General features: G+C 35.3%; 15 protein-coding genes. 14 read left to right on the top strand and 1 reads right to left on the bottom strand.

The window, feature by feature from the left end; genetic code table 11:
* Nucleotides 1–202: 202 nt before the first annotated feature.
* The gene (locus tag HM990_RS01880) at nucleotides 203–1,834 is read right to left on the bottom strand and encodes an ABC-F family ATP-binding cassette domain-containing protein (protein WP_178987310.1); all 1,632 of its coding nucleotides are present in this window, start codon (nucleotides 1,832–1,834) and stop codon (nucleotides 203–205) included.
* 162 nt (nucleotides 1,835–1,996) lie between these two features.
* Here HM990_RS01880 and HM990_RS01875 point away from each other — a divergent pair, with 162 nt between their 5' ends.
* From HM990_RS01875 to rpoN, 14 genes are all read left to right on the top strand, one after another.
* A complete protein-coding gene (locus tag HM990_RS01875; protein ID WP_178987309.1) occupies nucleotides 1,997–2,149 on the top strand; it encodes a hypothetical protein in 153 nt (50 codons plus the stop codon).
* Between the two features lie 24 nt (nucleotides 2,150–2,173).
* Nucleotides 2,174–2,323, top strand: coding sequence for a hypothetical protein (locus HM990_RS01870; RefSeq protein WP_178987308.1), 150 nt, complete (start codon nucleotides 2,174–2,176; stop codon nucleotides 2,321–2,323).
* A 43-nt stretch (nucleotides 2,324–2,366) separates the two neighbouring features.
* Nucleotides 2,367–3,353: an L-threonylcarbamoyladenylate synthase gene (locus tag HM990_RS01865; protein ID WP_178987307.1), complete on the top strand. Its 987-nt coding sequence runs from the start codon at nucleotides 2,367–2,369 to the stop codon at nucleotides 3,351–3,353.
* Nucleotides 3,354–3,445: 92 nt separating this feature from the next.
* The gene (locus HM990_RS01860) at nucleotides 3,446–3,880 is read left to right on the top strand and encodes a universal stress protein (protein ID WP_178987306.1); all 435 of its coding nucleotides are present in this window, start codon (nucleotides 3,446–3,448) and stop codon (nucleotides 3,878–3,880) included.
* 225 nt (nucleotides 3,881–4,105) lie between these two features.
* On the top strand, nucleotides 4,106–4,561 hold the full coding sequence (gene rplM, locus HM990_RS01855; protein ID WP_178987305.1) for a 50S ribosomal protein L13: 456 nt from the start codon (nucleotides 4,106–4,108) through the stop codon (nucleotides 4,559–4,561).
* A complete protein-coding gene (gene rpsI / locus HM990_RS01850) occupies nucleotides 4,561–4,947 on the top strand; it encodes a 30S ribosomal protein S9 (RefSeq protein ID WP_178987304.1) in 387 nt (128 codons plus the stop codon). Before rplM ends, rpsI begins: the two co-directional genes overlap by 1 nt.
* Before the next feature lie 174 nt (nucleotides 4,948–5,121).
* Nucleotides 5,122–5,934, top strand: coding sequence for a 30S ribosomal protein S2 (gene rpsB / locus HM990_RS01845; RefSeq protein WP_178987303.1), 813 nt, complete (start codon nucleotides 5,122–5,124; stop codon nucleotides 5,932–5,934).
* Nucleotides 5,935–6,039: 105 nt separating this feature from the next.
* On the top strand, nucleotides 6,040–7,014 hold the full coding sequence (tsf, locus tag HM990_RS01840) for a translation elongation factor Ts (protein ID WP_178987302.1): 975 nt from the start codon (nucleotides 6,040–6,042) through the stop codon (nucleotides 7,012–7,014).
* Between the two features lie 216 nt (nucleotides 7,015–7,230).
* On the top strand, nucleotides 7,231–7,935 hold the full coding sequence (pyrH, locus tag HM990_RS01835) for a UMP kinase (protein ID WP_178987301.1): 705 nt from the start codon (nucleotides 7,231–7,233) through the stop codon (nucleotides 7,933–7,935).
* A gap of 48 nt (nucleotides 7,936–7,983) precedes the next feature.
* Nucleotides 7,984–8,538 (top strand): ribosome recycling factor, encoded by a 555-nt coding sequence (gene frr, locus HM990_RS01830; RefSeq protein ID WP_178987300.1) that lies wholly within the window; start codon nucleotides 7,984–7,986, stop codon nucleotides 8,536–8,538.
* Nucleotides 8,539–8,611: 73 nt separating this feature from the next.
* Nucleotides 8,612–9,892, top strand: coding sequence for a DUF5686 family protein (locus HM990_RS01825; RefSeq protein WP_178987299.1), 1,281 nt, complete (start codon nucleotides 8,612–8,614; stop codon nucleotides 9,890–9,892).
* A 63-nt stretch (nucleotides 9,893–9,955) separates the two neighbouring features.
* Nucleotides 9,956–12,358: an efflux RND transporter permease subunit gene (locus HM990_RS01820; protein WP_178987298.1), complete on the top strand. Its 2,403-nt coding sequence runs from the start codon at nucleotides 9,956–9,958 to the stop codon at nucleotides 12,356–12,358.
* A gap of 30 nt (nucleotides 12,359–12,388) precedes the next feature.
* The gene (gene asnS, locus HM990_RS01815; protein ID WP_178987297.1) at nucleotides 12,389–13,834 is read left to right on the top strand and encodes an asparagine--tRNA ligase; all 1,446 of its coding nucleotides are present in this window, start codon (nucleotides 12,389–12,391) and stop codon (nucleotides 13,832–13,834) included.
* Between the two features lie 191 nt (nucleotides 13,835–14,025).
* A complete protein-coding gene (gene rpoN / locus HM990_RS01810; RefSeq protein WP_178987296.1) occupies nucleotides 14,026–15,492 on the top strand; it encodes an RNA polymerase factor sigma-54 in 1,467 nt (488 codons plus the stop codon).
* The last annotated feature ends 1 nt before the right edge of the window (nucleotide 15,493 follow it).

Raw genomic sequence — 15,493 nt, 5'->3', positions numbered from 1 at the left:
TGTGGCTTAAGTGTTACGAAACGTTAAGGTGTTTAATTTGGTATGTCTATAATAATTATAGGGCCATCAATAATTAGAAGTATAAGATCTTTCATTTTGAAAGACATCCCTAAAGTCTCCTTATACTTTGATTCAACTGAGCGGACTGTCCCCTTAAGAGGACTTTAGGGGTGTAAAATTATATATCGTGAAATACTAATAATTACAAATCCAAACTTTTAAGACTTTCCACTCGATTTCTGGCCAAGAAATCATCAATGGTTTCAAAATGTTCTATCACACGTTTTTCCTTAAACTCAAAGACCTTTTTAGCAAGTCCTTGTAAGAAATCACGATCGTGAGACACTAATATCAATGTCCCATCAAAATTTTGAAGTGCTTCTTTCAATACATCTTTCGACTTTAAATCCAAGTGATTGGTTGGCTCATCGAGAATTAATAAATTTACAGGCTCTAATAATAGTTTTACCATCGCCAATCTGGTTTTTTCGCCACCAGATAACACACTGACTTTTTTATCAATATCGTCGCCTCGAAACATAAAACCACCTAAGATATTTTTAATCTGAGTTCTTACATCGCCTTTCGCAACCTCATCAACCGTTTGAAAAACCGTTAAATTTTCATCCAATAAAGCCGCTTGGTTTTGGGCAAAATAGCCAACCTTAACGTTATGCCCTAAACTGCAAATGCCTTCCACATCAATTTCGCCTAAAATGGCTTTTATCATTGTTGATTTTCCTTCACCATTCCGTCCAACAAAACATACCTTCTCTCCTCTAGCTATAGACATATTAGCTTCTTTAAACACCACATGGTCATCATACGATTTGGAAACTTCCTTCACGGTTACAGGATAATCGCCAGAACGTTGTGTGGCTGGAAAACGCAATCGTAATGCAGACGTATCGACCTCATCAATTTCAATGATTTCCAGTTTCTCAAGCATACGTTCTCTTGATGATACTTGATTAGTTTTAGAATACGTGCCCTTAAAACGTTCAATAAACTGCTTATTATCCGCAATAAACTTCTGTTGTTCTTGATAGGCTTTTACTTGATGTGTACGTCTGTCTTCACGCAACTGCAAGTAATGCGAATAATTGGCTTTGTAATCATAAATGCGACCCATCGTCACTTCAATAGTTCTATTGGTAATATTATCAATAAACGCTCTATCGTGTGAAATTACTAAAACAGCATTCGCTTTATTCACTAAAAAATCCTCTAACCAAATGACAGATTCAATATCAATATGGTTGGTAGGCTCATCCAATAAAATCAAATCTGGTTTTTGAAGCAGAATCTTAGCTAATTCGATTCGCATGCGCCAACCACCAGAAAATTCGTTGGTTTGTCTTGTAAAGTCTTCTTGTTTAAATCCTAACCCCTTCAGTGCTTTTTCGACTTCAGCGTCATAGTTCACTTCTTCTAAGGCATAATACTTTTCACCTAAATCTGAAACACGCTCAATGATTTTCATGTACGCGTCAGATTCGTAATCGGTTCTGGTTTCCAATTGTTTGTTGAGCGCATCCATTTCGTCTCGCATTTCAAAAACATGAGCAAAAGCCTTTGAAGCTTCGTCAAAAACAGTAGTATTATCTTCAGTCAATAAATGTTGTGGCAAATAAGCAATTACGACATCTTTAGGAAAACGCACATGACCACGAGTCGCATTCTGAACACCTGCAATAATTTTCATCATGGTAGATTTTCCTGCGCCATTTTTGCCCATTAAGGCAATTTTGTCATTTTCATTTATAGTAAAAGACACCTCACTAAAAAGCGTTTGTCCACTAAATTCCACTGCTAAATTATCGACTGAAATCATATTCTGAATTTTAAGGCTGCAAAACTACTAAATGGGAAGTCATTATTTAATGAAAGGGAAAAAAATTATCTATCGTGTCATATCCGTTAATTCTATTTTTAAATCAGTCAAGTTTTAAACATAGATTCCGCTAATTTTAAATTCACATTTAAAACAAACGTTATGACAATTAATAAGGACAAAAAAGACAAACAAGAAAAAAATGAAACCAGCATTGCTGAAAGTGCCATAAATAAAAAAGAAGTAGATGGTCGGGATATTAACCACCAAGTTAAAGATCGAAGAGAAAAGCATCAACCAAGAGATAACGCCTAATAACTAACATATAAAAAATAATCAATGATAATTACAAAAGTATTAGGTCTCACAAGTGCATTGACCAAAAGCAAAAAAGCAAAATTAGTCATCTTGGGCATTGAAATGGCCATTTTGGCTTATGCCTTATATCAACAAAAAGAAGAGAGCCAAAATAAACGGCTTAAATCTTAGATATATGCGATTTTGAAGTAATTTTGCAGTCATATTTGTGACTATGGACATTATTTCAAAAGACGTATCGAAAGCAGTTGCATTGTTAAATGCTGATGAAATTGTAGCCATTCCAACTGAAACGGTTTACGGATTAGCAGGAAATATCTATAGCGAAAAAGCCATCAAAGCCATTTTTGAAACTAAGAAGCGACCATTCTTTAATCCGCTGATTGTTCATATTCCCTCGATAGATAGCCTCAATAGTATTGTTGAGTATGTTCCTGAAAAAGCCCAATTATTAGCTGAAGCCTTTTGGCCAGGACCAGTAACTCTGGTTCTAAAGAAGAAAAATACAATTCCAGATTTAATTACCGCAGGAAAAGATACCGTTGCGGTTCGTGTTCCCAATCACCCAATAACTTTAGAATTGTTAAATCAGTTGAATTTCCCTTTGGCTGCGCCCAGTGCCAATCCATTTAGCAGTATCAGTCCGACTACAGCACAACACGTAGAAACTTATTTTAAGGATCAAATTAAAATGGTTTTAGATGGTGGCGCCTGCACCAGCGGCATTGAATCGACTATTATAGGTTTTGAAAATGATGAACCGATTATATACCGATTAGGTTCAACGGCATTAGAAGATATTGAGCGTATTGTGGGCAAAATTAAAATCAAGAATTCTGTCGCTGAGCAAAGTCGAAGTAAAAAGAACATTGCACCTGATGCACCAGGCATGTTAGAGCGTCATTACGCACCAAAAACAAAAACGATTTTAACTGAAAATATCTCCAAACTTTTACCTATTTACAAAGGAAAACGCATAGGGTTGATAACATTTCAAAATGAAATTGAAGATAATTCTGTTGAAGTTCAAATAGCGCTTTCTAAAACGGGAAACTTAACGGAATCGGCTTCAAATTTATATGATGTACTGCACCAATTAGATAAAATGCACCTTGATATTATTATAGCTGAACGTATGCCTGATTATGGATTGGGCAAATCCATCAACGACCGATTGCAACGCGCTACAGCGGACACTTAAAGCTAAAAATCTTTATTCACTTGTATTTAATCATAAGAATTGCTTTATAAGCCATAAAATACTATCTTATATGTTTTAAAAATCATCATACAATGAAAAACATATTAGTAACCATAGATTTAAAAGGGAATGAGCAATTACTCATTGACCAAGCCTCGAAATTGGCAGAAAAATTTGAGGCTAAAGTTTGGATCATTCATATTGCAGCACCAGATCCAGATTTTGTAGGTTATAGTGTTGGGCCACAATATATACGAGATAACCTTGCCACTGAACTTAGAAAAGAACATCGATTACTTCAGAACTATTCAGTTCAATTAGAGAAGAAAGGTATTGAATCCGAAGGGTTATTAGTACAAGGCCCAACCTTGGAAATGATATTGGAAGAAGCGGACAAACTTAAAATTGATCTTATTATCTCAGGCTATCAGGACCATGGCTTTTTCTACAAGGCTTTATATGGAAGCGTTTCTAATTCGCTTATAAAGGAGTCAAATATTCCAGTATTAATTGTTCCAGTAGATTGAGAATATGTTAGGTTTAAAAACTTAAAAAAACCATCCATAGCCTTTAAAAACCAATTATTTAATTCAAACAAAATTATTATAACCTCATTATACTGGTTTTACTCCTAAAAATATATTCATCAAGGTTTGGTAAATCAATACTTTATCGTAAATTTGCAAACTCTTTTTTGAAGAGGAATGTTTAATCTTTTTGCGCTGTGAAGCGTAAATATAAATCAAATTAGTGTGGATACATTAAGCTACAAAACAGTTTCAGCTAACAAAGCTACCGTTAACAAGGAGTGGGTTTTGGTTGATGCTGAAGGACAAACTTTAGGTCGCTTAGCTTCAAGAGTAGCAATACTTTTAAGAGGTAAGCACAAGCCTAATTTTACGCCACACGTTGATTGCGGTGACAATGTAATTGTTGTCAATGCTGAAAAAATCAACTTAACTGGTAACAAATGGACGGAAAAAAGTTACATCCGTCACACAGGTTATCCAGGTGGACAAAGAAGTTTGACAGCTACTGAATTATTTGGGAAAGACCCAAGTAGATTGGTAGAGAAGTCAGTAAAAGGAATGTTACCTAAAAATAAATTAGGTGCTACTCTTTTTAGAAATTTAACAGTTGTTACTGGTACAGCGCATCCTCATGAAGCGCAAAAACCAAAGGCAATTAAATTAAACGAAATTAACTAATGGAAGTAATTCACAAAATTGGCCGTAGAAAGACGGCTGTTGCTCGTGTGTACCTTGCTGAAGGAAAAGGCAAAATCACGGTGAACAAAAAAGACATGGCGGATTATTTTAGTACTGCAACATTGCAATACAAAGTAAACCAACCTTTAGCCTTGACTAACAATGATGGCAACTTTGATATTACTGTTAACGTATATGGAGGTGGTATCACCGGCCAGGCAGAAGCAATACGTTTAGGATTAAGTCGTGCAATGTGCGAACTAGATCCTGAAAACAGAGCAATATTAAAGCCAGAAGGTCTATTAACGAGAGACCCAAGAATGGTAGAGCGTAAGAAATTCGGACAGAAGAAAGCGCGTAAGAAATTCCAATTCTCGAAACGTTAATATCCAACACAATTTTATTCAGAATCTGCTTCGGCAGATTCTGGATTATTATTTTTTATTGAAAAAAGGTCCTGAAACGAGTTCAGGATTACAGTTTAGCATCTAAATGATTGAGGCGCGCGATTAGCAACCACTCAGTCATTGCTAATTTAACAGAACGTAAACTATTACAAAATGGAAAAAGTAGAAGTAAAAGAATTACTTGAAGCAGGTGTACACTTCGGTCACCTAACACGTAAGTGGAATCCAAACATGGCCCCTTACATTTATATGGAACGTAACGGTATCCATATTATCAACCTTTACAAAACAGCAGCAAAAATCGAGGAAACTTCTGAAGCGTTAGCTAAAATAGCGGCATCAGGAAAGAAAATCCTTTTCGTTGCTACTAAAAAACAAGCTAAAGACATCGTAGCTGAAAAAGCAGGTGCTGTAAACCAACCTTATATTACTGAGCGTTGGCCAGGCGGAATGTTAACTAACTTTGTAACGATCAGAAAAGCCGTAAAGAAAATGGCTTCTATTGATAGAATGAAGAAAGATGGCACATTCAACTCTTTATCTAAAAAAGAACGTTTACAAGTTGATCGTTTACGTGCAAAATTAGAAAAGAACTTAGGTTCTATTTCTGACATGACACGTTTACCTGGTGCTTTATTCGTTGTAGATATTATGCGTGAGCATATTGCTATTAAAGAAGCACAAAAATTAAATATCCCAATTTTTGCGATGGTAGATACTAACTCTGACCCACGTGAAGTAGATTATTTAATCCCATCAAATGATGATGCTTCAAAATCCGTAGATAAAATCTTATCTATCGTAACCTCTGCTATCGCAGATGGTTTAAGCGAAAGAAAAGCTGAAAAAGCGGATAAAGAAGGAAAGTCTAAAAAATCAGAAGACAAAAAATCTGAGAAAAAATCAGACGCAAAGCCAGCTAAAAAAGCTGAGAAGAAAGCTGTTGCCTCTGAAGAAGAAGAATAAATAACATTTATATACAATTAAAAGTCATTTGGTTCTTTTTCATGCCCTGAGCGTAGTCGATGGGATATCGAAAAAAAATTAAATGACTTTTTAAATTTAAAAACTATGGAAAATACTGTAAAAGTTACAGCAGCAGAAGTAAACAAGCTAAGACAAGCAACTGGTGCTGGTATGATGGATTGTAAAAAAGCTTTGGTTGAAGCTGGTGGCGATTTTGATAAAGCCATTGAAGTATTACGTAAAAAAGGTCAAAAAGTTGCAGAAAAAAGAGCTGACAGAGATTCTTCTGAAGGTGCTGCAGTTGCAAAAATAAATGACGACAATACTGCTGGTGTTGCAATCGTTTTGGGTTGTGAAACCGATTTTGTTGGTAAAAATGAAAACTTTGTAAAATTAGCTAATGATTTAGCAGATACAGCTTTAAACTACAACTCCAAAGAAGAATTTTTAGCTGCAGATTTTGACGGCATGACCGTTGCTGAAAAATTAACTGAGCAAACAGGTGTTATTGGAGAAAAATTGGATATCACTGCTTTTGAAAAATTAGAAGCACCTTATGTAGGCCAATATGTTCACATCAATAAAATTGCAGCCTTAGTTGGTTTGTCTGCTAAAGTTGACAATGTTGACACCTTGGTTAAAGATGTAGCTATGCAAGTGGCTTCAATGGGAGCAACGACGTTATCTTACAAAGATTTTGATGCCGCTTATATCGCATCAGAAACGGAAGCACGCATCGCAGTCATTGAAAAAGATAATATCGAATTAGGACGTTTAGGTAAAACCTTAAAAAATGTACCAAGCTATATTTCAATGGCACAATTAACGCCAGAAGTTATTGCTGAAGCTGAAGAAGCTGCAAAAGCAGAGTTAAAAGCTGAAGGGAAGCCAGAGCAAATTTGGGACAGAATTTTACCAGGTAAAATGGAGCGTTTCATTTCTGATAACACAACTTTAGACCAAGAAAAAGCATTATTGGATCAAAAGTTTATTAAAGATGAAAAGCAAACGGTTGCTGATTACGTTAAAACCTATGGTGACGTATCGGTTACTGGTTTTAAACGTGCTACAGTTGGATAATCAATAACATCCAGAAATATAATTTTAAAAAATGCTTCTCCATATTGAGAGGCATTTTTTTTGCGTTTTTTTCACTTTTACAGAAGCTAATAATTACGTAGCTTTGCTCAACTTTTAATCTATCAAATGAAATGAGCCAAAATCATATCTTAATTTCATATATTATTTTACCTGGCGAATTACATTAGACCATAATTTAGAAATAGAAACCATCTAATGAAATATAAAAGAATTCTACTAAAATTATCTGGAGAAGCCTTAATGGGAAACCGTCAATATGGGATTGATCCTGAGCGCTTATCCGAATATGCTAAAGACATCAAAGAAATAACTGACTTAGGTGTAGAAGTTGCCATAGTAATTGGTGGTGGAAATATTTTTAGAGGTGTTGCTGGAGCGATGAATGGTATGGATCGTGTGCAAGGTGATCATATGGGAATGCTGGCCACTGTAATTAATGGCTTGGCATTACAAAATGCCTTAGAAGATGCTGATGTGAAAACACGTTTGCAAACTGCTATTAAAATTAATGAAGTAGCAGAACCTTTCATTAGAAGAAAAGCGATGAGCCATCTTAATAAAGGACGTGTTGTTATATTTGGAGGTGGCACAGGAAATCCGTATTTTACTACAGATTCAGCGGCCGTTTTGCGTGCTATTGAAATTGAAGCAGATGTCATTTTAAAAGGTACACGTGTTGATGGTATTTATACTGCTGATCCTGAAAAAGATTTAAATGCAGTAAAATTTGAAAACATTTCATTTAAAGATGTTCTAAGTAAAGGACTCAAAGTGATGGACACTACTGCATTTACTTTAAGTCAAGAAAACAACCTGCCAATTATTGTTTTTGATATGAACAAAAAAGGAAACTTACTAAAAGTAGTTACCGGAGAAAATATTGGCACTAAAGTCAACTAATAAGTTTTGGCTTAAATTTTGATAATCGTAAATTAAAATTTCAACATTATGAACGAAGACATTAAATTTATAATAGACTCAGCAAAAGAATCTATGGAAGCTGCGATGAAGCATTTAGAAAAACAGCTCGTTAACATAAGAGCAGGTAAAGCGAGTCCTGCAATGTTAGGCAGCGTTATGGTAGATTATTATGGTTCGCAAACTCCTCTGAGCCAAGTCGCTAATGTCAATACACCAGATGGTAGAACCATTTCCGTTCAACCTTGGGAAAAATCCATGTTGCAAGAAATTGAACGTGGAATTATGTTGGCCAATTTAGGGTTTAATCCTATGAACAATGGTGACATGATTATCATCAATGTACCTCCATTAACAGAAGAACGTCGTAAAAATTTAGCCAAACAAGCTAAGGCAGAAACGGAAGACGCTAAAGTAGGAATTAGAAATGCGCGAAAGGAAGCTATGAACGACATAAAAAATGCAGATGTTTCTGAAGATTTACAGAAAAATGCTGAAATTGATGTGCAAACTTTAACCGATACTTACGTTAAGAAAATTGATGAGATCCTTGAGGTAAAGGAGAAAGAGATTATGACCGTATAAGCTCAATACCCAAAATATAAAAATATCCCAAATTCCTTGGGATATTTTTTTCAATCATAATTCATAATCATACATGTTAAAGCGCCTGCTTGTTATTTTTCTTTTGTCACTTGCAGCATTCAGTTATGCACAACAACGGGATCTTCAAGAAAAAGATTCGATAAAAGCCGCTCAAGATTCCATTAAAAAAACCGAATTCTTAAAAAATATTGGTAATGGCTATCTTCCTTTCAATTACTTCAACTTAGATTTACGCTACCTCATTAAGTTCAACCAATACGAGGGTCTCAGAACAGGTTTAGGAGGTATAACAAATGATCGGTTTTCAGAACATTACAGGTTAGACGGTTACTTGGTTTATGGTTTCAAGGATAATCGCCTAAAATATAAAATTGGTGGTGGCTTTAGAGCGCATAAAGCTACAAATACATGGGTAAATGTTGCCTATACTGATGACCTACAAGAAACGGGTAGTTCAAAGTTTTTAACCGATAAACGTTTCTTTACCTTTTTTGAACCACGCTTGTTAAATATTGATTTATTTCATAGACACATTACAAAATCTATTGCATTGCAACATACCGTTTCTAACCACCTACTTTCAGAAACACAATTCGCTATTTCAAAAATTAATCCAACGTATAATTATACTTATCTATTAGACAATAGAAGTTATAACACGTTCGATCTAAGTACTGCAAAAATCAGCTTACAGTGGAGTCCTTTTAGTCAATTTTCTGTTAACGAAGACTACGTAAAAGTCATCAAAAATGGTTATCCTAAATTCACGCTTCAACTAACCCAAGGTTTTAAATCTATTTTTGGCGGTGACTTTACGTTTTCAAAGCTCGACTTTAGAACGATTCAAGAATTCAAATATAAAAATGACGCCACAACTAGGATTACCTTAGTGGCAGGAATTGCAGGAGGAGATGCACCTCTAACACATTTGTATCATGCCTACCCAAACAATATAACCAAAGAAACTATTCTACAGCGTTTTTCAGTGGCAGGATTAAACAGTTTTGAAACCATGTATTTTAATGAATTTTTTAGTGATAAGTTTTCAACATTACAGATAAAACACGCTTTTGCACCTTTTAAAATTGCAGAACGCTTTAAACCGCAACTCGTTTTAATATCGCGCTACGCCGTTGGAGACATGAACAGTAGAGACAGGCATCAAGGTGTAGATTTCGGGACGCTTAAACATGTTTACTCAGAATCTGGTTTTGAAATCAATAAGCTGCTCTTCGGTTTTGGACTCAGTTTTGCCTATCGCTATGGTGGTTATCATTTACCTAATTTTGAAGATAATATTGCTTTTAAGTTCACGTTTAATATTTCGTTATAATCCCAATATTTCCAGAACAAATCCACAGCTTTTTTCTACCTTTGCGACCAATCAAATCGGTAGATGTTTAAACTTTCAACTAAAGGATTTTGGGAAACTATAGCAAGCCTTATTCTTCGTAATAAGATTTTTATACTCATTGCTATAGTCCTGACCACCGTGTTTTTCAGTATGCAATGGAAACACATGCGTTTTACTTTTACGGAAGCTAATCTTTTGCCAGACGACCATGAAGTAAATCTTATATACAACGATTTCTTAGAAGTTTTCGGAGAAGAAGGTAATTTAATTGTTTTAGGTGTAAAGGATTCGAGTTTATTTTCTGTTAAAGAACTCAATGCCTGGAACAAACTAGCGGATTCTTTTAAGGGTTATGATGAAGTTGAGTCGGTTTTATCCATTAAAGATCTTCAAAAATTAGTTAAGAACACAGAAAAGGAGCAATTCGATTTAGAACCCTTTATAAAGGATTCCATCCATAGCATCGAAGAAATTGATCAGCTTCAAGAAGAACTTTTTAAACAATACCCATTTTACGATAATTTCTTGTTCAACGCTGAAACGAAAACGATTCGTACTGCTATTTATATGCAGAAAGACATCGTCAATACCTCAGCTAGAAAGGATTTTATCATCGATGATTTCTTACCGAAAGTTGAACGCTTTGAAGCGGAAACAGGTCTGGACGTCAGACTTTCTGGAATGCCCTACATTCGAACTTTAAATGCGAAAAGTATTGTAGATGAAATCCCTATTTTTATTGGTGCAGCATTGTTTGTAACCTCATTGATATTTTTCCTCTTCTTTAGGTCCTTTAGAGCGACATTCATTTCACTTATTGTGGTGTGTTTTGGCGTGATGTGGACTTTTGGAATAATAGGACTATTAGGTTATGAAATCACAGTGCTCACAGCTTTAATTCCACCATTGATTATCGTTATTGGGATTCCGAACTGTATTTTCCTAATCAATAAATACCAGCACGAAGTAAAATCCCATGGCAACAAGGTAAGGTCCTTACAACGTGTGATTACAAAAGTTGGTAACGCAACCTTAATGACCAATATAACCACGGCTTCTGGTTTTGCAACTTTTATTCTTACAGAGAGTAAATTACTCAAAGAGTTTGGTGTCGTCGCTTCGCTGAGTATCGTCGCCATATTTTTATTGTGTTTACTTATCATTCCTATTCTTTACACCTTTTTACCCTATCCAAAAGAACGTCACTTAGAACATTTAAACAAACGTTGGATCAGTGCTTTTGTTAATTGGATGGAAAATATGGTAAGACACCGTAGAATTACCATTTATGTTACCGCTCTCATTTTGATTATTGGCAGTATAATTGGAATTTATCAGATTAAAATTTCAGGAAGTCTTATAGAAGATATGCCACAAGACACGGAATTTTTTAGGGATATTCGATTTTTTGAATCTGAATTTGATGGTATAATGCCATTGGAAATTATGATTGATACCAAGCGTAAAAAAGGCGTTATGAAATTAGCGACACTAAAACGTATGGAAGAATTGGAAGAATTGATTGATGATATCCCAGAATTATCACGACCAATTTCCGTGGTTAGTTTAGTGAAATATAGCAAGCAAGCCTATTACAATGGCAATCCAAAATACTATCAATTACCCACGAGTCAGGAAAATAGTTTTATCCTTTCTTATGCAAAAAACTCAACCTCAGATGTTGATTTGCTCAGTAGTTTTGTGGATAGCACAGGTCAATATGCACGCATTACAACCTTTATGAAAGATGTCGGTACTGATAAAATGGAGCGTATCCAAGAAGACCTTCAAACCAAAATAAATAAGGTGTTTCCCAATGAGCGTTACGAGGTTATCATGACAGGTAAAGCCTTGGTGTTTCAGAAAGGAACTAAATATCTGGTTAAAAATTTAGCTATATCCTTAACGCTCGCTATTTTTCTTATTGCTTTATTTATGGCCTATCTTTTCCGTTCCTTTAAAATGATTATAGTGTCCTTGATTCCAAATTTATTGCCACTAGTAGTAACAGCTGGACTAATGGGATATGTTGGTGTTCCTATAAAACCATCGACCATTCTGGTATTTAGTATTGCTTTTGGTATTTCGGTAGATGACACCATTCACTTTTTGGCAAAATATAGACAAGAATTACAAGCCAACCATTGGAAGATTAAAAAATCCGTTTATGCCGCATTGAGAGAAACTGGAGTAAGTATGATTTATACCTCAATTGTGTTATTCTTCGGGTTTTCGGTATTTACCATTTCAAGCTTTGGTGGTACGGTTGCCTTAGGCGCATTGGTGTCCATAACCTTATTATTTGCTATGCTATCCAATCTACTGTTATTACCTTCGCTATTATTATCTTTGGAGCGAAATATTGCAAATAAAGAGGTTTTGAGAGAACCTTCAATTAATATTATTCCTTCTGAAGACGAAGACGACTCAGAACAAAAAAATTAAAAAACAAATAGCATCCAAAATATTTAAAAAATGACTTCAAAAACTGTAGCCCAATTACTATCGCAAGATGAAACCTTACAAGATGTCTCCGTAAAAGGTTGGGTAAGAACTTTTAGAGCGAACCGATTTATTGCCTTAAATGATGGTTCTACCATTAATAATATACAATGTGTTGTCGATTTTGAAAATTTTGACGAAGCCTTATTAAAGCGTGTTACCACTGGTGCTGCAATTCATGTTACAGGCGAATTGGTAGAAAGCCAAGGCAAAGGCCAATCCGTTGAAATCGTTGTAAAAACTTTAGAAGTTTTAGGGGATTCTGATCCTGAAACGTATCCTATTCAACCTAAAAAACACTCTTTTGAATTCTTAAGGGAAAATGCGCATTTACGCACCAGAACTAATACGTTTAGTGCTGTGATGCGTTTACGCTCCTCATTATCCTTCGCAGTCCACAAGTATTTTAATGAGAATGGCTTCAACTATATGCACACTCCAATTATAACAGGAAGTGATGCAGAAGGCGCTGGCGAAATGTTCAAAGTTTCAAATTTAGATGCGAAAAATCCACCATTAAATGAAGATGGTTCTGTAAATTATAAAGAAGATTTCTTCGGAAAGGAAACTAATTTAACGGTTTCTGGTCAGTTAGAAGCAGAAACTTATGCGATGTCTTTAGGCAAAGTTTACACTTTTGGACCGACTTTTAGAGCTGAAAATTCCAATACCACGCGTCATTTGGCAGAATTCTGGATGATTGAACCTGAGGTTGCTTTTATGGATTTGGATGGGAATATGGATTTGGCAGAAAACTTTATGAAATCAGTTTTAAGCTATGTTCTTGAAAAGAATAAAGAAGATTTGGAATTTTTGGAAGGTCGACTATTACAAGAAGAAAAAACAAAACCACAAGCCGAACGCAGTGCTATGAGCTTAATTGAAAAAATTAAGTTCGTGGTTGATAATAACTTTAAACGCGTTAGTTATACCGAAGCTATTGATATTTTAAGGAATTCTAAACCTAACAAAAAGAAAAAATTTAACTATATCATTGAAGAATGGGGAGCCGATTTACAATCAGAGCATGAACGTTTCTTAGTGGAAAAACACTTTAAATGTCCGGTGATATTGTTTGATTATCCTGCAAATATCAAAGCGTTTTACATGCGTTTAAATGAACCAGACCACGAAGGAAGAGAAACGGTAAGAGCCATGGATATTTTGTTCCCAGGCATTGGAGAAATGGTAGGCGGTTCGCAACGTGAAGAACGTTTAGACGTTTTAAAGGAAAAAATGAAAGCCTTAGATATCGATGAAAAGGAATTATGGTGGTATTTGGATTTACGAAAATACGGTACCGCAGTTCATTCAGGTTTTGGTCTAGGTTTTGAGCGTTTGGTAATGTTCGCTACAGGTATGGGAAATATTAGAGATGTCATTCCTTATCCTAGAACGCCACAGAATGCAGAGTTTTAATCCCCTTTAATTAACTCATAATGAATATTTAAAAGTAATGTATCGCTGAATCTTTGATTTCCTCTAGGGGGAAAACGGAATTCTGAAATTCATTACGCAATAGTAGGTTTTAGGTAATCTGTGCCCAAGTAATTTACAACTATTCTTTCAAATAGTTTCATTACTTTTATAATCTAAGAGAATAACAAATTATGTCCCTAAAGCAGTTTTTACAATTTAAGCTCTCACAAAAGCTCTCGCCACAGCAGATTCAGCTTATGAAGTTGATTCAGTTGCCAACACAAGCTTTTGAACAACGTTTAAAACAAGAGTTGGAAGAAAACCCTGCATTGGATACTGGAAAAGAATCGGAAGCCTCTGAAGACAATTTTGATGAATTTGATAATTCCGAAGATAATTACGAGGACAATGAGACGATTGAAGCAGATGACATCAATATTGATGAATATTTAAGTGACGACGAAATTCCAGAATACCGTACACAAGCCAATAATTATAGCGCAGATGACGAGGATAAATCCGTGCCATATGCTGCAGGAACGTCATTTACGCAGCATTTAATAAATCAATTGAATACGTTTCGTTTATCTGATCAAGAAGAAGAAATTGCATATTTCTTAGTTGGTAGTGTAGACGAAAGTGGCTATATACGTCGTTCGTTATCTGATATTACAGACGATTTAGCCTTTACGCAAAATGTGTACACAACGGAAGAAGAGGTTGAAAAGGTATTGCAAATTGTACATCAATTGGATCCTGCTGGTGTTGGAGCCCGTAATCTTCAAGAATGTTTAAGTATTCAATTACATCGCAAAGAACAGCATCCAGATGTTGAATTGGCAACTACGATTATTGACAAAGGTTTTGAGCAATTCACAAAGAAGCATTATAAAAAATTAATGCAGAAATTCAATATTGACGAAGAACAGTTAAAAGATGCCATTGAAGAGGTTGAACGTCTTAACCCAAAACCTGGTGGTTCATATGCAGGAAACAATAAAATTGTAGAACATATTGTACCAGATTTTGCCATAAAGATTGTGGATGGCGAACTAGAGTTAACCTTGAATGGTAGAAATGCACCAGAGCTTCACGTATCACGCGAGTATAATAACATGCTTAAAGGCTATAAGGCGACTAAAGAGAAGTCTAAAGCCCAGAAAGATGCGGTTATGTTCATCAAACAAAAGTTAGATGCTGCAAAGTGGTTTATTGAAGCCGTAAGACAACGTCAGCAGACTTTATTTGTGACCATGAGTTCTATAATGCATTACCAGAAAGAATATTTCTTAACTGGTGATGAGCGAAATTTACGTCCTATGATTTTGAAGGATATTGCAGACGAAATTGAAATGGATGTTTCAACAGTTTCCCGCGTAGCAAACAGTAAATATGTGGATACACCTTATGGTACAAAATTGATTAAAGAATTCTTCTCTGAGTCAATGACCAACGATCAAGGTGAGGAAGTTTCAACCAGGGAAATTAAAAAAATCCTTGAAACAGTTATTGAAGAAGAGAGCAAAAAGAAACCTATGACCGATGAAGCGCTTTCTAAAATTCTGAAAGAAAAAGGCTATCCTATTGCCAGGCGAACGGTTGCGAAATATAGAGAACAATTAGATATTCCTGTAGCACGTTTGAGAAAAGAACTTTAAA

This window comes from Winogradskyella schleiferi (genome assembly GCF_013394655.1).
Lineage (GTDB): Bacteria > Bacteroidota > Bacteroidia > Flavobacteriales > Flavobacteriaceae > Winogradskyella > Winogradskyella schleiferi.
This window is presented reverse-complemented; position numbering and strand designations above follow the sequence as displayed.